12 protein-coding genes and 3 pseudogenes are annotated in these 21,178 nt (G+C 70.4%); 8 read left to right on the top strand and 7 right to left on the bottom strand.

Annotated elements, in window-relative coordinates; genetic code table 11:
- The first annotated feature begins 109 nt into the window (after window positions 1–109).
- The 7 genes and pseudogenes from AC08OO_RS04980 to AC08OO_RS04950 all read left to right on the top strand — a co-directional run.
- Window positions 110–1,444 (top strand): MFS transporter, encoded by a 1,335-nt coding sequence (locus AC08OO_RS04980; RefSeq protein ID WP_476609942.1) that lies wholly within the window; start codon window positions 110–112, stop codon window positions 1,442–1,444.
- Between the two features lie 135 nt (window positions 1,445–1,579).
- Window positions 1,580–2,353 (top strand): thioesterase II family protein, encoded by a 774-nt coding sequence (locus AC08OO_RS04975; RefSeq protein ID WP_476609943.1) that lies wholly within the window; start codon window positions 1,580–1,582, stop codon window positions 2,351–2,353.
- Between the two features lie 146 nt (window positions 2,354–2,499).
- Entirely contained in the window at window positions 2,500–3,585 is a 1,086-nt protein-coding gene (locus AC08OO_RS04970) for a small ribosomal subunit Rsm22 family protein (RefSeq protein ID WP_476609944.1), read from the top strand.
- Window positions 3,586–3,733: 148 nt separating this feature from the next.
- Window positions 3,734–5,824, top strand: a complete 2,091-nt coding sequence (locus AC08OO_RS04965; protein WP_476609945.1) for a DUF7846 domain-containing protein — start codon at window positions 3,734–3,736, stop codon at window positions 5,822–5,824.
- A gap of 293 nt (window positions 5,825–6,117) precedes the next feature.
- A complete protein-coding gene (locus AC08OO_RS04960; RefSeq protein ID WP_476609946.1) occupies window positions 6,118–6,270 on the top strand; it encodes a group II intron maturase-specific domain-containing protein in 153 nt (50 codons plus the stop codon).
- A gap of 13 nt (window positions 6,271–6,283) precedes the next feature.
- Window positions 6,284–6,811 (top strand): annotated as a pseudogene (locus AC08OO_RS04955) (lantibiotic dehydratase); the annotation flags it as partial.
- Window positions 6,709–7,677: pseudogene (locus tag AC08OO_RS04950) on the top strand (thiopeptide-type bacteriocin biosynthesis protein); the annotation flags it as partial. The pseudogenes AC08OO_RS04955 and AC08OO_RS04950, both read left to right, overlap by 103 nt.
- Here the strand turns inward: AC08OO_RS04950 and AC08OO_RS04945 are convergent.
- The 7 genes and pseudogenes from AC08OO_RS04945 to AC08OO_RS04915 all read right to left on the bottom strand — a co-directional run.
- Window positions 7,636–7,785 (bottom strand): annotated as a pseudogene (locus tag AC08OO_RS04945) (NF041680 family putative transposase); the annotation flags it as partial. The pseudogenes AC08OO_RS04950 and AC08OO_RS04945 sit on opposite strands and share 42 nt — an antisense overlap.
- A 1,038-nt stretch (window positions 7,786–8,823) precedes the next feature.
- The gene (locus AC08OO_RS04940) at window positions 8,824–9,642 is read right to left on the bottom strand and encodes a neutral zinc metallopeptidase (protein ID WP_476609947.1); all 819 of its coding nucleotides are present in this window, start codon (window positions 9,640–9,642) and stop codon (window positions 8,824–8,826) included.
- Window positions 9,643–9,858: 216 nt separating this feature from the next.
- A complete protein-coding gene (locus AC08OO_RS04935) occupies window positions 9,859–13,353 on the bottom strand; it encodes a DEAD/DEAH box helicase (RefSeq protein WP_476609948.1) in 3,495 nt (1,164 codons plus the stop codon).
- A 68-nt stretch (window positions 13,354–13,421) separates the two neighbouring features.
- Entirely contained in the window at window positions 13,422–14,624 is a 1,203-nt protein-coding gene (locus AC08OO_RS04930; RefSeq protein ID WP_476607705.1) for an alpha-hydroxy acid oxidase, read from the bottom strand.
- A gap of 96 nt (window positions 14,625–14,720) precedes the next feature.
- A complete protein-coding gene (locus AC08OO_RS04925; protein ID WP_476609949.1) occupies window positions 14,721–17,420 on the bottom strand; it encodes an AMP-binding protein in 2,700 nt (899 codons plus the stop codon).
- Between the two features lie 944 nt (window positions 17,421–18,364).
- On the bottom strand, window positions 18,365–19,177 hold the full coding sequence (modA, locus tag AC08OO_RS04920) for a molybdate ABC transporter substrate-binding protein (RefSeq protein ID WP_476609950.1): 813 nt from the start codon (window positions 19,175–19,177) through the stop codon (window positions 18,365–18,367).
- A gap of 290 nt (window positions 19,178–19,467) precedes the next feature.
- A complete protein-coding gene (locus AC08OO_RS04915; protein WP_476609951.1) occupies window positions 19,468–19,989 on the bottom strand; it encodes a flavin reductase family protein in 522 nt (173 codons plus the stop codon).
- Between the two features lie 439 nt (window positions 19,990–20,428).
- Here AC08OO_RS04915 and AC08OO_RS04910 point away from each other — a divergent pair, with 439 nt between their 5' ends.
- A complete protein-coding gene (locus AC08OO_RS04910) occupies window positions 20,429–21,040 on the top strand; it encodes a hypothetical protein (protein ID WP_476609952.1) in 612 nt (203 codons plus the stop codon).
- Window positions 21,041–21,178 lie beyond the last annotated feature (138 nt).

Here is a 21,178-nt window from a genome sequence, read left to right as displayed (position 1 = left end):
GCCGCGCGCCCCATCATTGTCGATGTGGGCAGTGGGGCCGGGCGCGCTGTTCGCCTCATGACTTCGTCGTCCCGAGGAGAAGACCATCATCAAGGGCACCTTCCGTTCCTTGTCCGTCTACAATTTCCGGCTCTTCGCGGGTGGCCAGGTGTTGTCCGTGACGGGAACCTGGATGATGGTCGTGGCCCAGGACTGGCTCGTCCTTTCGCTGAGCGGCGACTCGGGAACAGCCCTGGGCCTCGTGACCGCCCTGCAGTTCACCCCGATGCTGTTGCTGACCCTCTACGGCGGAAGGCTCGCGGACCGCTACGACAAACGCCGGCTACTGACCGTCGCGAACCTGGCCTCCGGACTGCTCGCCCTGGCGCTGTCGCTGCTGGTGTTAACCGGCACGGTCCGGCTGTGGCACATCTGCCTGTTCGCCCTGGGCCTCGGCCTCGTGAACGCCGTCGAGATGCCGACCCGGATGGCATTCGTGAGCGAGCTGGTCGGCGCCGACCTCCTCCCCAACGCGTCGGCGCTGAGCGCGGCGTACTTCAACATCGCCCGGGCCGCCGGCCCGGCCGTCGCCGGCCCGTTGATCGGCGGCTTCGGTACCGGCCCGGTCATGATGTTCAACGCCGTGAGCTACCTCGCGACGGTGGTGGGTCTGCGGATGATGCGCCCGGCCGAGATGCACCGCGACGCGCGCCGGGCGACCTCCACCCGCGTTGTCGACGGACTGCGGTACGTGCTCGGCCGGGAGGACCTGGTGCTCGTGCTTGGACTCGTCGCGACGATCGGGCTGTTCGGCCTGAACTTCCAGCTCACCGTGCCCCTGCTCGCCAGGACGGTATTTCATGCCGACGCGGCGGCCTTCGGGCTGCTCACCAGCGGGCTCGCCGCCGGATCGCTGCTCGCGGCCCTCGTGACGACCGCCCGCCGCACCCGCCCGTCAGCCGGCACGGTGATCGGATCCGCGCTCGCGTTCGGCCTGCTGGAGACGGTGACCGGCTGGGCGCCCAGCTATGCCACGGCGGCCGTGCTCCTGATCCCTACCGGCTTCGCGACGATCTACTTCGCTCAGGCGGCGAACCACCGCATCCAGCTCGGCAGCGATCCGCAGTACCGAGGCCGGGTGATGGCGATCTATACCCTGATCCTGCAGGGATCGACGCCGCTGGGTGCCCTGTTCGTCGGCTGGCTCACCGAGCACCGTGGCGCCCGCGCCGGGTTCTACATCGGAGGTCTCGTTTCGGTCGCCGCCGCGATTGCCACACTGGTGGTGGACCGCACGCGGGCCGCGGCCGTCGACGACCCGCCACGCCCCGGCGCTTCGGCGCCCGGCGTCCGAACTGTGGAGGGTTGGTCACGGTCCACAGTCTCGGCCATTGCTAACCCGCCGCACTTTCCCGTTTCCCACACCGGTCCGCCCGCCACCGAGTGGTCCTGTTGCCGGAGGTGATGTGTCGAACGCCGAGTCGAAAAGAGCCCCGGGAACCCTTGCATCGCCTAAGCTGGAGACTGAGGGATTCCCCGGATAATTCGATTCCATCACGAGAGCGGTGTACTATTCTCATGCGAGTATCCGACCGCGGCGGTGGCCGTGTCCAGTGACGTCGATCTGTGGCTGAGGCGTTTCCATCCGGCGCCGGAGAATGCCCCGCGGCTTGTCTGTTTTCCCCATGCGGGCGGCGCGGCAAGCTTCTACGTTCCGCTATCCAGGGCATTGTCGCCGGTCGCCGAGGTGCGTTCGGTGCAGTATCCGGGCCGCCAGGACCGGCGGACGGAGAGGCCCGAGACGGCCATCGAACCCCTCGCGGACCGCATTGCCGACGTGCTGCGTCCCCTCACCGACCGCCCGCTGGCGTTCTTCGGTCACAGTATGGGGTCGACCGTCGCCTTCGAGGTGACCCGCCGGCTGGAGGCGGCGGGCGGCCCGGTGCCGTTCGTGCTGTTCGCATCCGGCCGTAGAGCCCCGTCGACCTCCCGCGCCGAATCCGTGCATCTCCTGGACGACGAGGGTTTCCTGCGGGAAATCCGTGCGCTTGGTGGAACCGACCCGCGCATCCTCGCCGACCCCGAAATGATGAAGCTGATCCTGCCGCCCACCCGGGCGGACTACCGGGCGATCGAAACGTATTCTGCCCCGTCGGACGCGGTGATCGGCACGGCGATTACCGTGCTGGTCGGGGATTCCGACGCCAAGGCCACCGTGGCCGAGGCCGAACAATGGCGGGCGCACACGACCGGTGCGTTCACGCTGAAGGTCTTTCCCGGTGGCCATTTCTACCTGTCTGACCAGCAGACCGCCGTCATCGACACCGTCTCGGCCGGGCTGGTTCCCGCGGCCACCGCGGGGCCCTCGCTCTGACCCGTCGGCTTGCCCCGCCGGTCGGCTCGTCGGTCAACGTTGTCGACCTGGACGTGACCCCCACCACGGGCACCGGCGGCACCCCGGGCGGGATTCGCGTCAGCGTATTTCGTTCGGGGCCGTGGCACCGCGGCTACGCTTCGAGCGTGCGGTACGGGTCGGGACGCGAGGGATACGAGGGATACGAGGGATACGAGGGACGCGAGGGTGTGGTGGCCGGTCTGCTCGCCGCGGTCGCGGCCGAGACGGGCGCGTCCGTGGGGACCCCGCCGGCGCGGGCGATGTCCCGTGCCTACCGGGAGTTGTCCGACCGGTATCGCGCGAACGCCGCCACACCGGGTGACGGCGAGCTGACGGCGGATCACGTCCGGGCCTACCTCGCCGCCCGACTGCCCGCGACGCTGGCGGTCACCCGCGCGGTTCTCGGTGAGGTGGCGCTGCGCCGCCCGGACTGGCGGCCCGGGTCCGTCCTCGACCTGGGCGCGGGTCCCGGGACGGCGACCTGGGCCGCGCTGGCGGTCTTCCCCGGCGTGACCCGGGCCGTCCTGGTCGAGCGGTCCGCGCTGATGATCGACGTCGGTCGCCGGCTGGCCCGCCGCGGTGGCGCGCCGGCGCTGGGCAGCGCGACCTGGCAGCGCACGTCCGTGCTCACCCCGCCCGGCGACGGCGTGGACCGGGCCGACCTGACAGTGGCGGCCTATGTGCTGGGCGAGCTCGCCGACGGCGACCGGGCCGCAGCCGTGGCCGCGTGGTGGCGGGCCACCGCGGCGGAGTTGGTCATCATCGACGCGGGAACCCCGGCCGGCTTCGCGCGGATCCGCGCCGCGCGCTCGGCGCTCGTCGAGACCGGCGCGACCATCACCGCGCCCTGCCCTGCCGACGACGACTGCCCGATGACGGCGGGGGACTGGTGCCACTTCGGCCGGCGGGTCGAGCGCAGCGCACTGCACCGGGCGATGAAGGACGGTGCGCTCGGGTACGAGGACGAGAAGTACTCCTACCTCGTCGCGTCGCGCAGGCCGCCCGCGCACGCCGCCGGCCGGGTGCTGCGCATGCCGCGGGCTCGCTCGGGCCATGTCCGGCTGACGGTCTGCGAGGCGCCGCGGCAGGGTGACGTGGTCATGCCGCGGCAGCGTGACGTGGTCGTTTCCCGCAGCGAGAAGGAGGCCTACCGCTGGGCCCGACGGGCCTCCCGGGGTGACGCCGTCCCGCCCGGCATCGGGCCGCGCTGACCCGCTGTCAACGTCGGGACCCGCCGGTGACCGGAACCCGGTGACCTGGTACCCGGCAGTCGTGGCCAGTTACCGGCTGTCTACGCTTATGTCTGTTATGCCGTTGTCTGTTATGCCGTGTCGGTGTGCGTCGAAGCCGGTCCATCAGATGGACGGCGGGTCGACGGCGGCCCGCCGCCGGGCCCGCCGGTCGGGCCGCACGCCGGCGCTGATCGTCGCGGCCATCTGCGGGTGTTCGTTTGTCGTCAGCCTGGTCCTGCAGGCGACGCTGTACCGGCACGGCTCGGGTGACGCGGACGAGGCGGCCTACGTCCTGCAGGCGCGCATGCTGCTCGACGGCCGCCTCACCCTGGACGCGACCACCGTCGAGCCGTTCTTCCGGCCCTGGCTGACCGGGGAGCACGACGGGCGGGTGTTCACCAAGTACCTGCCCGGGTGGCCGGCGCTGCTCGCAGCGTCCCAGGCGTTGTTCGCCACCATGGCCGTCGCCCCGGCCCTGGTGGCGGCAGGCTGGGTGGCCGGGACGTACCGGCTGGCCCGCGAGCTCTTCGACGACGCGGTCACCGCGGTCACGGCGGCGGTGTTCGTCGCGCTGTCCCCGCTCGTCCTGGTACACACCTCGCTGCCCCTCGCCTACGCGTGCGGAGCCGCGACGCTGACCCTGGCGTGCGCGGCGCTGCTGCGTGGCGGCCGGACCGGGGCGCGGCTGTCGCTCATCGGCGGCGGGGCAGGCCTGGGATTCGTCCTGCTCCTGCGGCCCTTCGACGCGGTGATCGTCGCCGTTCCCGTCGTGGTGTTCGTGCTGGCGCGGCTGTGGCGGTCCGCGGGTGGCCGGTCCGCGGGTGGCCGGTTCATGCGTGCCGTGGCGCACCGAACCGCCTGGGCACTCGCCGGCCTGGCGCCGTTCGTTGTCGTGCTCCTGGCATACTGCCGGCGGGTGACCGGTTCTGCGTTCCGGGCGCCGCTGTCGGCCTCCGATCCGCTGGACCGCTTCGGTTTCGGGCCGCGTCGCATCCTGCCCTCGGAGCCGACGTTTCTGTTCACCCGCCGACTCGCCCTCGAGGCCCTGCACGGCACCGTCGCGGCGGCCCCGAGCTGGGTGTTCGGGGGCGTCGCGGTCCTCGTACTCGCGATCTTCGGCGCGCTGCGGGCGCACCGCCGTCCCGAGCGCGTCCTGCTGGTCGTCATCGTCGCCGCCGTCGGTGGCGGCTACTTCTTCTGGTGGGGTTCGGCGTTCGCGATGCCGGGCCTGCTCAACGGTCTCGGTCCGCACTACCATCTGGCCGCGTTCGCCCCGATCATGATTCTCGCCGCCGACGGCGCCCGCCGGGTGTGGTCCATGAGCGAACGGTGGTTCTCCCCGTGGCCCGGCACCGGCGCTCCGCCGGCCCGGACCGTCCCGCGCGGACCCGTTCTGCGCGGACCCGTCATCGCGGTCCTCGCCGCCGCAGGCCTGATCCTCCTCACTGTGGACGCGATCCCGGACAAGGTCGCCGGCCAGCGATGGGTGAACGACCGCAACGCGTTCCTTGACGCGCTGCTGCCGGACCGCTACCCGGCCCCGGCGGTGGTCGTCGTGACGCCCGGCGTCCCGAGCCGTTACACCCAGGTGCCGTACCAGATGCTGCGGAACACCCCGGACCTCGCCGGGCCGGTGCTGTACGCCGCCGACATCGGTGCCGGCACGGCCACCCTGCCCGACCGGATGCCGGGCCGGGCGGTCTACCGGCTGCGCCCCGACGAGATCGTCGACCCGGCCGCGCCCGCGAGCTACTTCGGGTCCTTCACCGCGCTGCGCCAGGTCGCCGGCAACCGTGTCCGTGTCCAGGTGACGGCGCGCGATCCCGGTGGTGCTGGTGGTGCTGGTGGTGCTGGTGGTGCTGGCGGCACCCTGTACATCCGGTTGGGTGCCACGACCAGAACCGTCCAGTTCGGGCCCGCGGACGCTCCCGGGATTACGCACATCTTCACAGTGACGACCGGCACTCCGCTCGGACCGGACGAGCTCGGCGTCGCCGGTGCGACGCTGCCCGACGAGCTCGTCGTCGGGTTCACCGTGCCGACGGGAGCCGGTGCGGCACGCTGGGAGGAGCGGATCCCGCTGGCCCGGCGTCCCTCCGGGGAGCTGGCCCTGCTCGTGCCCGGCCTGGGCTGGCGTCAGGTGCCGAACCGGCCCGGAGCGGGATGGCTGCCCGCCCCGGTCCGTCCGGCGCTGGCCGTCTCGGTCGGTGCGACGTGACCAGGGGAACGGATCGTGACCAGATGATCCGGTGGATGTGACCGGTGCGGCGCCGGGGTTCTTTCCGGGGTGTGGGGTAGACGCAGGTTCGATTTCACCCGCCGCAGCAGCGCGGCGCCGGTGTCCGCGGCCGTGCACCAGTCCACCCAGTTGATGAAGTTAGGGAGTGTAGTGGTGAAGTCCCTGTAATGGGGGTGGAGCGAAGGGGCAAGCTCATCCAGGCGATTTCTTCGAGTAACCAGGCGTATGCCTGGGAAGAGACGAGTGAACAAGTCGGGTCCGAAATATGGCAGATGTTCACGGTATTCCTGTCAGCGGTGAGCCGGAAGGCCCTCAAGAAGATGGGGGACGAGATCCGTCGATGGCGGATCAACCTGCGCACGACCGAGGACGTCGCGGCGCTCGCGGGGTGGCTGAACCCGGTCATTCGTGGCTGGATGAACTAGCACCGCGCGGGAGGCGTCTGCCCGCATCTGCGGCCAGGACAACCCGCTGTGCGTGGACGTCGCCGCCGACGCGGCCGTCACCGTGCCGCGCGCGCTGCTGGAGGACGCCGCCGAGGCCGTCAGCGTGATGTGGATGATGAGCTGTACCAAGCCCACGCTCGCCGCCTACCACGCCCGTTTCGTCGATCGGTGGGGCCACGGCCGGTTCGTCCCGCTCGTCGATGTCATCGATCCGGTCATCGGGTTGGGGGCTGAGGGCATCGAGACCAGCATCGAACCCGCGGACACGCCCGTGGAACGCCTCGCGGCCCTCGCCGCTCTGCTCGGTGACGCGACCGCCCACGGCCGGACTGAAATCATCCTGGACGATGCCACCGTTGCCGCGCTCGCGCTGCCCGGCACCGACCCGCCGCCGCCAGGTGGTGCCGCCCGTGGCGCCTGTTCTCCTGGGGGTCGCTGCGTGACAGCGCGTTCCAGCCACGGGTGCGGTACCGGTCGACGATTCTCGCCCCTGCGCGGTGGCGCTTGCCGAGGCCGCTGACGGACTTCCGAAGGTCGTTCGCCGCGCGCGACACCGCGGCCTGGCCGGCGCAGCTGCGCTCTTGGCAGACCTCCACCGTCCCGCCGCCTCCGACCGTGATCGTCACCGGACGGTCCGGACGCCATCTACTCGAACTCGTCATCCCGCTCGCCGCCACGGCGCCCCCGCCGGCCCCGACTCGTCCGAGCATCACGCTGCCCCGGCCAGCGAGGGCCGGGCACTACTTGCCGGGAGGCCCGTGGTTGTCGCTCGCGATCGGCGCACCGGCGGCCCAGCACGACGAAATCCTCACCGACCTCGCCAGGCTCCTCCCGCGCACGCGCGGCATGTTCGACCGCTGGTTCTGGCTGCGTTACCGCACCCAGGCCCTCGACCCCCATCTGCGGGTCCGCTTCCACGGGGCCCCGGCCGTACTCGGCGGCAAACTCCTGCCCGAAGTCTCCCAATGGGGCGCGCGCCTGGTGACGGACGCTCTCGCCTACGGATTCAGCGTCGAGCCCTACGACCAGGAGATCGAACGCTACGGCGGCCCGTCGGCGATCGAGGCAGCCGAGGATGTCTTCGCCGCCGACAGCGACCTGGTCCTCGCCACGCTGACCGCGGCCCATGAGCCGGACCAGCGGCTGGTCGTGGCCTCGCTGAGGGCGGCGACGGCGGCACGCACACTCGCCAACGGTGATCGCACCGCGCTTGGCCGGCCTCGCCTCGACCGGGCCGCCCACCGCCGCCTCGCCGATCTGCGCCGTCTCGTGAACGACGCGGCCCGTGACGGCACAGCCGCCCTCCCCCCATGGCACCGGGATCCTCGACGGCTGGTCTGGCTTCCGGACCGGGCCGTCGGTGCACAGCACCGCGTCCGTCACCTCGGACAGCGCGTCCGCGCGGTGGACCAGACAGCCATAGAACTCCGGCCGGAAGCGACACAGCCTCCCCAGAGCCTCGACGCGTCCTGGTTCGTCCTGCACACTGCCCATCACGACCTTCGGTTCGATCACGGCTTCTTTGGCGAGAGCACGATCTTCCGAAGATCGTTCCACGTCACGAGGACACGCCGAACCACCCCACAACACCAGCAGATATCACGCAACGTGACAGTCGGAGGTTAAAGGGCGAGCTCACGCCGGGCGCCCAGAAGTGGGGGAGCCGGCTGATTGATCTGCTCCACGAGGTCAACACCCTCGTCGTCGCCCACACCGCCGGGAAGACCGATCCCCTATCCAGGAGATGATCGACAGGCTGCTGACCTGGTACAACACCGACGTCCGCATCGGCGAACTGGCGAACATCTCCAGATCCTGGACTGACGAGACAAACCATCCATGCCTGGGACTCGCCCTGGCCTGCCGCGAAGGCGCGCCTCGATACGGGATCGATCGGGCCCTCAGCAAGCACGATCCGCCCTGCTCAGAAGCACTTTCCCGCTTATCTCCACCAACAGACGATCAATCCGGTGAAGGTCCGAGGCTAGCGCAACAGCAACCCCGGCAACCTCTCCATGATCACCCACTGTCAATGCTGTGCCACGCAACGATCCTTCGGATCGGGGAACCCTGTTACCAAATCCTGCCATGTGACTGGATTCACACCAGATGTGCTGGCCTGCTGAGGCTGCGTGCCGACTTGACTGGGCGGGGCGCTGAGGGTCCGACAGTCGCGGGGCCTTGCTGGTGTGTGCGTCCATGGGGTCGACGGGACCGTCCTTGCTCCCAGACCGAACCGCCCCTGGAGATCACCGAATGCCGGCGGTGAAAGACGTCGGTGAGCCGTGTGCGGGAGAACCGCATGCACGGAATCGACGGGAGGGAGCTGGAAACGGAGCGGTCACCCGCCACCGCGCCAGCTCCCTACCCAACCACTCCCCGCCTTCGGCCCGGCCAACACCGGCGTGCACGTCGTCGCTGCCGCAGTCGAACTGGGCGACGGCGACGAAGCGATCAACCGGGCCAGCCAGGTTCACATCACCTCAGACCTACCGAAGATCCGCGCCTGCCACCACTACTGGCGTATCTGGGTCAGAACAGCGGCACGCTTCCGCTCTTGGACTGGCCGAGCCGGTGGCAGGTGTCGCTGTCGCGCAGGTAGCCGAAGGAGAAGGCCTGGGCGCGTTGACGGGGGGTGCCGTGGGCGCCGGGGGCGGAGGCCGCCTCCTGGTCGAACCAGCCGCTGTCGCGGGTGTCGCCGATGCTGTAGAACAGCAGCGCGCCCTGCAGCGCGTCGGTGAACGCGATGCGCTTGGCGTCGTGCGCGCTCTTGGCCTGGCGGCCGGCGAAGCAGTCGGCCTGGTTCTCCTCCGCGCGCGACACCACGCCGATCGTCCCGCCGATCCGGTTGCCCCGATGGCCCAGCTCGTGCATGATCACAAACAGCGGGTAGGACGCTCCACCCGCCTGGAACAGCTCCGTCATGAAGTCGACGCTGTAGGCGACGGTGTCGTCGAGCTGGCAGTACAGTGCGTTGTCCGCGAACTGCTTGGGATCGTTCACCTGCGCGCCGCAGGCGTCCTGCGGAACCTGGCCGTCCCGGTAGGGGACGAACCGCGGTGGTGTCCACGCGTCGCCGAGTTCGCCGTGCCAGAAGCTGTTCGTGCCGCCCGGGCAGCCGACCGGTTCGGAGAGGAGTTTCTCGACCCCGGCGAGGTCGGTCACCCTGCCCCCGCACTCCCCGGCGGCCGCGATCGGCACCGCCGACGTGCTCACCGATGTCCCCGCCGCGGCCGCGTCCCCCGCGGCCGCGTCCCCCGCGGCCGCGTCCGCCGCGGGGGACGCATTGCAGCCGGTCAGTACCCCGACGGACACGACGATCGCGGCCAACGCCGCCCAGATGACCCGCACGAGGCATCACCGTAGAGGTCCGCCCCGGTGCGTGGAACCCGACGTCGTCACCCTGACAGGCGCCGACGCCCTGACCTCGCCTAACTGCCGGTCGACGGCCCGGCCACAGGCCCCGATGGGCGCCCATCGGTGGAACCAGGCGAACCGCTGGAACCGGGTGAACCCGCCCGCGCCCGTCAGGCCACCGGCCACGAGGCAGGGGGCGGTCCGGGGGCGTCAGGCGAACAGCTCGCGGATGTCGTCGGCGTCGAGCGTCGAGCTGAACACGTCACCGTCGTCCATGACGCTGGAGAACAGCCGCGCCTTCCGGTCCTTCATCGCCATCACCTTCTCCTCGATCGTGTCCCGGGCGACGAGGCGGTAGACCATGACGTTGCGGGACTGCCCGATGCGGTGCGTCCGGTCGACCGCCTGTTCCTCGGTCGCGGGATTCCACCACGGATCGAGCAGGAAACAGTAGTCCGCCTCGGTCAGGTTCAGGCCGAACCCGCCGGCTTTCAGGCTGACGAGAAAAACCGGGGCCGACCCCGTCTTGAACCGCTTGAGCACGGTGGACCGGTCGCGGGTCCGGCCGTCGAGGTAGCAGTGCTCCACACCGAGGGCGGACAACCGTTCGCGTACCTTGCCGAGAAATCCGGTGAACTGGCTGAAGACCAGGGCCCGGTGACCACTGTCGACAACGTCGGTGAGCTGCTCGAACAGAGCGTCGATCTTGGCGCACGGCAGGTCTGCGTGGTGGTCGTCCACCAGGCCGGCGTGCAGGCTGAGCTGGCGCAGCAGGGTCAGCGAGCGCAGGATCGTGAAGCGGTTGCGGTTCATGTCGTCGACCAGGCCCAGCACCTTCCGCCGTTCCCGTTGCAGATAGGTCTGGTAGAGCCTGCGGTGCCGCGGGTGCAGGTCCACCTCCAGGACCTGTTCCTGCTTTGGCGGGAGCTCGGGCGCCACCTGTTCCTTGGTGCGGCGCATCATCAGCGGCCTGATCCGCCGTCGGAGCTGGGCGAGCAGCTCGACGTCGTTCTGCTTCTCGACCGGCCGGGCGTAGTAGTCGCGGAAGCGGATCGGGTTCGGGAACAGGCCGGGCGCGGCCACCGACAGCAGCGACCACAGCTCCATCAGGTTGTTCTCCATCGGGGTCCCGGTGACGGCCAGTTTGAACGGCGCCGGCAGCAGCCGGGCGCACCGGTAGGCCTTCGCCTGGTGATTCTTGATCATCTGGGCCTCGTCGAGGATCAGGCCCGACCAGGCCAGGCTCGCGTACTCCTCGTGCTCGAGGCGGAAGAGCGTGTACGAGGTGATCACCAGGTCGGCGCCCGACACCGCCTCGTCAAGGGCCTCGCCACGCCGCCGCTGCGTGTCGCGGATCGCCACCGTTCGCAGTCCGGGCGCGAACCGGGCCGCCTCCGCGGCCCAGTTCGACACGACGCTCGTCGGCGCGACGACGAGGAACGGCGCGAGCTCGGGATCGGCCTGCCGGGCGTGGCAGACCAGCGCCAGCGTCTGCAGCGTCTTTCCCAGGCCCATGTCGTCGGCGAGCACCCCGCCCAGCCGGTACTTCCACAGGAACGCCAGCCACCGGAAACCGTCGAGCTGGTAGGAGCGCAACGTCGCCGCGAGCGTCGCCGGCGGCTCCTGTTCGAGCTGGCCCTCGGCACCCAGCTCCAGCAGCCCCGTCACCTGCTGGCGCCACGACCGCGCCTGGCGCTCGACCACACCGAGCCCGGCGAGCTCCTCCCACAGCCCGACCTGGAACCGACTGATCCGCAGCGGACCGCCGGGTGAGTCCTGCAGCGCCCGCGCCTCCTCGATCAGCCGCCGCAACGACTGTAGCTCGGGCTTCTGCAGGCTGAAGTAGGCGCCGTCGGCGAGGAGCAGGTGCGACTGCCCCTGACTCAGCGCCAGGAAGACGTCCGTGAACGGCACCTGCCGGCCCTCCACGGTGACGGTGACCCCGAGATCGAACCAGTCGGTCTCGCCCACCACGTCGTCGGTGGACAGGCCGATGAGCAGCGAGTCGCCGGCCTCCCGGTAGGCCGCGGGGTCACCGCTGACCTCGACGGCCACCCCGGGCCGGTCCGCCAGCAACGGGAGCAGCTCCGTCGTCGCGCGCATCGTGTCGACGCCGCGCAGCCGCATCCGTGGCCGCAGACCGGAACCCTGTTCACCGGCGAGCAGGGCGGCCGTGCCGGAGGGCAGATCCAGCGCCGCCAGCACGTCCCGCAACGCGTCCTGCTCCTGGCGCGGATCCCGTAACCCGTCCGGTTCCGCGGCGGGCGGCGTCGCGGCGGGCAGCATCGTGCCGTCCGGTTCGGTGCCGTCCGGTTCGGTCACGTACAGCGGCACGTGGATCCGCTCGCCGCCGACCTCGTAGGCCCATCCCCAGCTGAGGTCGAGCTCGTGGTCATCGCCGTAGGAGGCGTGCAGCACCAGGGCCGGCGGCGGCACCTCCGGCGGCTCGAAGGAACCGTCGCTGGACACGACGGGGGCCAGGCGCCGCAGGCGCGGGTAGAACTCCGCGCGGAAGCGGGACTCCTCGCTGCGGGGCACCCGCAGGCTCCCGTTCCCGACCGCCATCCGCTGCAGCCGTGGCGGCACCGGCTGGGCGAGCCGCGCGAGCCGGACGTGCCAGTCCCGATGGTCGTCGGAGGCCAGGACCTCCGCCCGGTCGACGTACACGACGCCGTGGCCGTCGCGGCCGATGAACGAGAACACGGCGGCGTCCGTCGCCGTCCCGCCGAGGCGGAGCAGAGGAGCCACGACCAGCGACTGCGTGCTCTCGTCCTGGGTGACGTTCAGGCACAGCTCCGCGGAACCGTACCGGCTCACGTCGCCGAGCTTCTTGCGGGCATGCACGAACCGGAGGCCGACCGCCTCGGCCTCGTCGAGCATCGACCAGAGCTGCCGGCTTTCGAACGCGCAGAGATCGAGTCGTTTCGCGCCGCCGGAAGAGTAGGAGGAGTAGTACGAGTACCCGTACCGCTCCTCATGGGCCCGGTACACGGCGAAGAACTCCTGCAGCAGCCGTACCTGCGGCTGCTGGTACTCGCGGGTCTGGTACGCCGCGTTGAGGGCGTCCCACCCGATGGCGTTGACCCAGCCGTTCCGGCCCGGCTGCACCAGCCGGGCCGTGACCCGCAGGCCCAGCTCGGACCCGCCGCCGTGGGCCGGCGGATCCGCCGTGAAGCTCAGCTCGACGGCCAACGGCGTCGTCCCGCCGGCCCCGCCATGGCCGCCGCCGACGGCGGGCGAGGAACCCAGCAGCTCTCCCAGGTCCTCGGTCCAGGCAGCCGACCGGGACGGCCGGGGCCGAGCCTGCCGGGGCCGAGCCGACCGCGGGGAGGACCCGGACCGCCGCGCCGATGGGCCGGGGGCCGCCGCCGCACCCGTTGCCGCGCTCGCCGTGGCCGTCGCGCCTGTCGTGGCCGTCAGCACCAGTGCCACGACGTGCTTGCAGTCGGCGCCCACCGGGCAGGTGCACGAGCCGTACTGGAACGTCCAAGAGGACGGACCGTCACCCGAGAACTGCGCGTTCGTCGCGTAGACCTCGCCGCCGCTTCCACGCACCCGGCCCTGGAGGGTGTTCTCGTCGGGGTCCCAGTCGATCCTCGTAACCGCGCTCTGCTGGGCGTAGTGCACACCTCTGGCATACGAACGTTCGCTGACGGCTGTCCGGAGACCGGCGGTGCCGGGTCCCTGCCACGACACGGAGAGCATGCCGTTAAGGTAGCAGGCGGTGACGGAAGGTCGCCAAGCAGCCCAGTTCGGCCGTCGACAGGCATGGCCTATCGCGTCGACGGTGAGAGGGTGCTGGGGATACGTGCGCCCGAGACGAGGCTGCGGTCGAGGTCCGCCACGGTCGCGGCGCCGAGCAGCGCCATCGCGTGGTCGAATTCCACGCGTAGCAGTTCAATCATCCGTAGGACACCGGCCTCGCCGCCCGCGGCGAGGCCGTACAGGTAGGGCCGACCCACGAAGACCCCCGCGGCGCCGAGGGCCAGCGCCTTGACCACGTCGTTGCCTCGCCGGACACCTCCGTCGAGGAACACCGTGAGTCTGCGCGCCGCCGCGTCAACCACCTCCGGCAGGATATCGATGGTCGCGGGGAGGCCGTCCAACTGCCGCCCGCCATGGTTCGAGACCACGACACCGTCGACGCCCAGCTCGACGAGCCGGTCGCACTCGTCCCCGCGCATCAGGCCCTTGAGGAGCAACGGGCCTTCCCACAACGACCGGATCCGCTCGACGTCCTCCCAGGTGACGCAGTCCGACGACGATTTGATTGTCGCTCGGGTCTGGTTGAGGCTTAGCCGGGACGGGCCGCCGGGACGGCCGGCGCCGAATTGGCCGCGCATGAAGTCGAATTTGCCCATGAAGTCGAATTTGCCGCGGATGAAATCGGTCGCCCACGCCGGCTTGCTGGCCCCCTGCAGCAGCATCTTGGGATGCGGCGGCCGACTCATGAGCTTGTTGCGGGTGTCGCGTTCACGGTTGCCCAGGACCGGCGTGTCGATGGTGATGGCCAGGGCCCGGTAACCCGCCGCCGCGATCCGCCGGACGAGGTTCCCGACCTCGGCGCGGTTGGGGGGCAGGTAGAGCTGATACCACAGCGTGCCGGTCGAGCGCGCGGCGACATCCTCGAGCGGGAAGGCTGCCACGGTGCTCTGCATGTACACGATGTCCGCCCGCGCCGCGGCCCTCGCCACAGCGATCTCCGCGGACGAGCGCGCGAGGCGGCCCGCGCCCGTGGGCGCCAGCATGATCGGCATCGACAGCCGCTCGCCGAACACGGTAGTCGAGAGGTCTCGTGTGGCGACGTCGGCGAGCGGCCGCGGGCGGAACTCGATGCGGTCGAACGCCGTGCGGTTACGCCTGAGCGACACCTCGTCGCCGGCGCCGCCCTCCATGGCGTCGAAAACCGCCCGGGGAAGCCTGCGGCGCGCCAGTTCCCGGAAGTCCTCGACATTGATTGCGTCCTGCACCCTCACGAACACGGACCTTTCGCTGTCGGCCTGGCCACGGGACCGCGTTCTCCCGGTCGCCAGGACTGCCAGTCACTCCGGAAGCACTCAAGCGGCAGCCGTTCACGCCTTGCGGGAACCGGTACAGCCAGCGAGGACCGCCCGGATGCCGGCCGCGATCTCGCTTACGACGGGTTCGCGCAGCACGGTGTCGTGGTCGCCGCCCACGGTGCGGTAGGTCGTCTCGCCGGTCAGCAGCGGGCGCCAGGCCTCCGTACGGTGCGGCGGCGAGGCGGCAGCCAGGTAGACCAGCGCCCGCCCGTTCCAGGGCTTGGGCCGGTAGAACCTCGTGAGCACCCGCGACTGGTTGTAGAAGACGTCGTACTGGTTCATGCCCTTGAACTGAACGACGCCAGCCAACGGGAGTTGGGCCGCCTGCCGGGCCCAGCCGAGCAGGACCCGTGCGGCAGCCCCCGCGCGCGCCGGGCCCATAGCCGATCCCCCCGCACGGTCCAAGGCTGGAGCCGGATTCGAGCTCCTGGTCGGGCCCCCCGGAACTGGAAGCTGAGAGGGCTGTACTCCTCCCGCGAAGACGCCGGAGGACGTGTCGGGCAGGAAGCTGTCGATGAGGACGAGCAGTTCGACGTGCTCGCCGGCCTCGGTGAGGAGTCTTGCGGTTTCGAGGGCGACGAGGCCGCCGAAGGAGTGGCCGGCGAGGTAGTAGGGGCCGGCGGGTTGGAGTAGGCGCAGGGTGCGGGCGTGACGGCGAGCGGCGGCGTAGATGGACCAGTCGGGGAGACCGCGGTATTCGAGGCCGTGGGCTTGGACGCCGTAGACGGGGCGTTCGCCGTCGAAGTGGCGGGCGAAGCCAAGCATGCCGACAGCGAGGCCGCCGGCGCCGCAGAAACAGAAGAGGGGCCCGCCGCTGCCGGTGGTGCGCAGCGGGACGACGGTGGGGTGGCGTAGGACGTCGGTGCCGGCGTTGCGCAGGCGGGCGGTGAACTCGGCGACGGTGGGGGCGTCGGCGACGGTGGAGGTGGGGAGTTTGACACCGAGTTCGTCGGCGACCCTGGTGAGGAGCTCTTCGGCGATGAGGGAATCGCCGCCGAGTTCGACGAAGTCGTCGTGGATACCGACGTCGTCGAGGTGCAGGGCGGCGGCCCACACGCCGGCGACGGCCTCCTCCCACTGGTCGCGGGGCGGGTCCTGGCCGGATTTCGGACCGGCGGGGGGTAGGTTCAGTCGGTCGACCTTGCTGCGGTCGGTCCTCGGTAGTGCGGTGAGCAGCATGACGGTGGCCGGCACCATGTAGGAGGGCAGCTTGGCCCGTAGCAGGCGCCTGATCGAGGCCGGTGAGACCCGGGCGCCGGTCACGGGGACGACGTAGGCGACCAGGCGGGCCCGCTGCGTGGTCCTGTCGGCCACGACGACGGCTTCGAGCACATCCGAGCTCGCCAGCAGGGCGGACTCGATTTCGATCGGCTCGACGAGGTACCCGCGGATCTTCACGGCCGCGTCGTTGCGGCCGACAACCCTGAGCTGGCCGCTGGCGTCGATGCGCCCGAGGTCTCCGGTGCGGTAGGTGGGTGTGCCGTCCGGCCCGATGCCGAACCGCGACGCGCTCGCCGCCGGCGCCCGCCAGTAGCCCCCCGTGATGAAGTGGCCCATCACGACGATCTCCCCCGTCTCACCGGGCGGCATCTCGATGCCATCCGGCGAGACCACCCTCACCGCGACGTCAACCACCGGCCGCCCGGCCGGCATCACGCCGTCGGGCAGGTCGTCGTCCGACCAGATCGGGGCACAGGTCGCCGTGCCGAGCTCCGAGGCTCCGTAGGAGACCAGGAACGCCGCGGCCGGTGGTAGGTGGTGGCGGGCCAACTCGACGTCGCGGGCGTAGATCGCCTCGCCGACCGACATGACGAATCGGAGGTCGTCGAGCACCTCGTCCGGCTCAAGGCAGCCGAACACAATCCGGATCAGCGCTGGCGTGGCCACGATGCCGGCAGGCTGGGTGGCGCGCAGCCAGTCGGCCAGGTCGCGGACGCCGCGGACCCGAGGGTCGTACATCTCGAGGGTGGTGCCGAAGACCAGGCCACCGACCGTCCGGTTCATCCCCGAGATGAAGGAGTAGGGCAGGAAAAGCGGCAGACGGTCGCCCGGAACCAGCCGCATCACGTCCTGGACCTGGATGGCGTAGTGGATGCCCAGCAGGGCGCGGTGGTGCCACACGACACCCTTCGGTACTCCGGTCGACCCGGAGGTGAAGATGAGCACGGCTGGATCGGTATCGGCCCGGCGCGGCGCAGTCGACGCCACCCGGTCAGCCAGCGCCGGGGACCAGTCGGCGACGCGCTCGTCGCCGACGTCGATAGTCTCCACGATCCCCGGCAGCGCGGCGGCAGCCCGCTGGTCGGCGGAGCCGGTCTGTCCGGTGACGCACACCGAGGCCCCCGCCAGCCCCACGACCTGAGCGAGACGGTCGGTGGGATGCATCCTGTCGAGGGGCACGCAGGGCCGGCCGCTCGCGATGACGCCCAGGACGGCGGCGATCCCGCTCGCGCCGTGGGGCAACAGCACCGCGACGGGCGTGTCCGGGTCAGCCGCGGCGGGCTCCCGAAGGATGCGGTCGGCGACGACGTCCACCCAGGCGACGAGCTGGGCGAAGGTAACGGCACGGTGTTCGTCGCGGACCGCCACGACGTCGTGGCAGACCGCGGCGACGGTGCGGATCCGATCGACGACGTTTCCGAACCGGTCGTCGGGACGCAGCAGCGGCGGCACCGGCACCGGCACCGCCTGGGTGACCTGGCCTTTCCTCATGTCAGGCCTTTCCTCGCGCCAGCCAGGTCAGTGGCCCCAGGGACGGACGGTGTTGTCATGGCGCCTCCCGGGCGGGCACTGGTATTGGAGCCGTGACCGCGCTCCGGTCCGTTCAGATCCGTTCATATCTAACACGAACGGCTTTGCGACCGACCATCCAGGCCATATTAATCATTAACGTAAGGGTATGGTTGCCATAAGGACCTGGCACCCGCGATACGGCTCGACGCGAAGCGCCGCTCCGTCTCCCTATTGGCCGAGCCGGGTCTGTTACGGCAGGGCCGGTGGAAGTGGTCGGCATGATCGACCGATATGTCTCCGCGCCGTCGGGCCGTCGGTGCCGGTGCCAGAGTTCGCAAGATTCCGACGGTACTCGCGATTGGCCTGGTCCGCTCGGGATATCGAGGAACTGCTCACCAGGCGTGGTATCGACGTCGATCACGTTACTGAGCATTTCCGCGTAACCATCTGTTGCATTGTGTAGCATTAATGGCGTGTTTCTGCGCGGTCTCAATAGGTCAGTGCACCACGTGTGGATCCAGTCACAGGGCTGGATCTGATAGGACGTGGTGTCCCTTGACCTGGAGGCGCGGTGCGCCGTCCCAGGCCACCTCGAAGGCCACCTCGAAGGCGATCTGATCATCGGCAAGGGCGGCAAGAGCCAGATCGCGACCCTCGTCGACTGAGTAGGTAGCCGCGGGCGCCGGTGCGTGGAGCGGCGAACACGAATTCGTCCTCGCCGTACATCGGCCAGCCACAACGCCCCCGAAGGGAGCGGTTCGTGCAATGCCTAACACCTGGTGGCCCGGAGGGATCTTGAACAGCTCGAACCCCGAGGCGGCCTCGAACCCGCGGGAGGGGGACACCGTCCCGCGGGCCCGAGGCCGCGAGGTCCTTTGCCGGACCGTGGGAGGCCGTGGCGGACCTCGGTCAGGGGGCCTGGGTCAGGGGGCCTGGAATCCCGCGTTGGCCAGCACGGTGCTCGCCTTGTCGGACAGGATGAAGTTGACGAACGCGGTGGCGCCGACGGCGTTGGGCGCGTTCTTCAGTGCGACGATCGGGTAGTCGTTGATCGCCTTGGCGGATTCGGGGAACTCGACGCCGTCCACCTTGCCCGCCGACGCCTTGACGTCCGTGCGGTAGACCAGCGCGGCGTCGACCTCACCGAGGGCGACCTTCGACAGCGCGGACTTGACGTCCTGCTCCAGGGTGACCGGGGTCAGGTTCACCCCGGTGGCGGCGAGCGCCTTCTTCGCGGCGGCTCCGCAGGGCACCTGCTCGGCGCACAGCGCGACCTTCACCCCAGGCTTGGTCAGGGCGGGCAGATCGGTGATGCCCTTCGGGTTGCCCTTCGGTACGGCGATGACGAGCTGGTTGCGGACGAAGACCTTGGGCGCGCCGACGTTGTCGCCGGCGTCGGTGACGGTCTTCATCGTGGCCGGGCTCGCCGCGGCGAACACGTCGGCCGGGGCGCCGGAGGTGATCTGCCGGGCCAGCTGCGAGCTGCCGGCGAAGGAGAAGGTCACCTTCGATCCGGGGTTCGCGGCCTCGAAGTCCTTGCCGAGCTGGGTGAACGACCCCGTCAGCGAGGCGGCGGCGAGCACCTTGACGGTCCCTTGTGCTCCGCTCGCGGCGCTGCTGGCCGTGGCGGAGGGCGTCGCGGCAGCGCCGCCGTCGCTGCCGCCACATCCGGCGGTCGCGAGAAGCCCGGCGCCGAGCACCGCCAGGGCCGCCGTCTTCATCCTGCGAAATCTCACGTGTCCCGTTCCTCCACCCGTTCACCCGTTGTCCGGCTTCCGCAGCCGCGGACCATGTCGCTGATCTAATCCGCAGATACGAAACTCTGTGCATGATAGTTCCGCATCTGCGCGCTGAACAGGTGGGTTGTTCCGTGGTGTGCCGATGCGCGGCCGGGGCCTGCGCCACGGCGACCGGAGCCCCGCTCGGCGGGCGATGTCGAGAGCGATGCCGAGAGCGGTGCCGAGGGCAGGGTCGAGAGCGGTGCCGAGCCGGTTGAGCCGGTCATGCTCCTCTGGCCGGCCGCGGGTTACGACGGCAGGACGTGGAAGGTCCGGTCGTGGTAGATGAGCGGGGACGCCTCCGGGTCGGTGTCCGCCTCAAGGACCTGGCCGATGACGAGGAAATGGTCCCCGGCCTCGACGGGTGGCCGGGCGGAGCAGCGCAGCCACGCCCGTCCCCCGTCGAGCAGGGGCTCGCCGGTGGGCAGCCTGGTCCAGCGGGTCGGCGAGGCGAATCGGTCGATCCCGCTGCGGGCGAAGCGCCGGGCGACCTCCTCCTGCTGGGAGGACAACAGGGTCACCACGAAGGTCTCCGCGACCCGCAGATGGGGCCACGACGAGGCACCGCAGGAGATGGCGAAGACCACCATCGGCGGTTCGGCGGACAGCGACGCGAGCGAGGTCGCGGTGAAGCCGACGGGTCCCGTGCCCGCGTCGGCGGTGATGACGGCCACGCCGGCCGGATGGCCGCGGAAAACGGTTCGGAACAGGCCGCCGTCGACGGCGCGCGCCCTGAACGGACCCTGGGTCTGGCGAAGCGAGGCCGTCATGCTGGATGCTTGCCGAGGTTCAGGCGACGAGTGGGGGTTCAACCGGACACCTGTGAGTCCGCCGTGTCCCACTGGGTAGCCGTGTCCCACTGGGTGCAGTGCACCCTTCTACACTAAATCTATCTTAATGGTTGGTCAATGGGTCGATCAGACCACCTCCGGGCGCCGGACCGGAGGGGCGTCACAGGTCGTCACAGGTCGCGGCGGGTCCGCGGGCCGAGAGCGAGAATCATGCGGCCCTCCAGGCCCGGGACTCGGGTTCGTGTCACCAGCCGCAAAGTAGCTCTCTGTAGCGGCAGTGTTAGGTGTGACGCAGCACGTGAGGTCGTCGATCAGACGATCTGTCTTCCCTTGGCCACGAGCAATTACCGATGCATCTGGTACAGGTATGTATCGGAACGGTCACGGTGACGGACCGCCATGACGAAAGGGGAATCGGATGGTCGATGACACCCAAACTCTGGTCCTCGACTCCGTGCAGGCCAGACGAGTCGCAGCGCTGATCACCTGGCAGCATGCCGTCGGGGGGCAGGCGCACTGCTTGGCCCGGCTGGTGCTGCGCGCCGCACCCGAACCGCCGGTCGCGGTCCTGTCCGAGCTGGCCGACAACCCCGACCGTCTCGGGATCAGCGGCGATATGGCCGGGGCCGCCGTGGCGTTCCTCGCGGCCATGCGGCCCTACGCCACCCTGGACCCCGCATCGCTGGTCTGGATCACTCACCACGGGCCGTTCTCCTCCCCCGATGACGACGGCGGGCCCCAGACCTTCACCCGCGTGGACCTCGACTACCGCGATGGCGCCTTCCACGACGACCTGCGGGCCGCCCGCAAGGCCGACATCGTGGTCTCCGCCACCGGGCAGCCCACCTGCTCACCGGCGAGCACATCGGCGAGCACATCGGCGCCCACCAGCGCCTCGTTGTGGACTCCGGGTTCATGCCGCGCGCCGACGGGTCGGTGGCCGGCGGCATCCACCCCAGCGCCGTCGGGATCCCGTAGCGGATCACCCCGGTGCCCGGTGGGGTCGGCCCGGTCGAGATGGCCGTGCTGATGGAACGCATCGTCCGCCAGGAGGCCGACCCGAACCTGCGCCCCTGGGCGCTGCCCCCGGCGTCGCCCCGGACCCGCGCCCAGACCACGACGCGCGCCGCCTTCCCGGCCCGCAACCCGTCCCCATCTCGTACCCCAC

The sequence above is a fragment of the Frankia sp. CeCAU1 genome (genome assembly GCF_977971845.1).
This window is presented reverse-complemented; position numbering and strand designations above follow the sequence as displayed.

Bases quoted from the DNA above. Each gene is read 5' to 3' on its own strand.
- AC08OO_RS04965 (WP_476609945.1), top strand. From the start codon at position 3,734: ATGGACGGCGGGTCGACGGCGGCCCGCCGCCGGGCCCGCCGGTCGGGC.
- AC08OO_RS04960 (WP_476609946.1), top strand. From the start codon at position 6,118: ATGTTCACGGTATTCCTGTCAGCGGTGAGCCGGAAGGCCCTCAAGAAG.
- AC08OO_RS04935 (WP_476609948.1), bottom strand. From the start codon at position 13,353: ATGCTCTCCGTGTCGTGGCAGGGACCCGGCACCGCCGGTCTCCGGACA.
- AC08OO_RS04925 (WP_476609949.1), bottom strand. From the start codon at position 17,420: ATGAGGAAAGGCCAGGTCACCCAGGCGGTGCCGGTGCCGGTGCCGCCG.
- AC08OO_RS04915 (WP_476609951.1), bottom strand. From the start codon at position 19,989: ATGACGGCCTCGCTTCGCCAGACCCAGGGTCCGTTCAGGGCGCGCGCC.
- AC08OO_RS04910 (WP_476609952.1), top strand. From the start codon at position 20,429: ATGGTCGATGACACCCAAACTCTGGTCCTCGACTCCGTGCAGGCCAGA.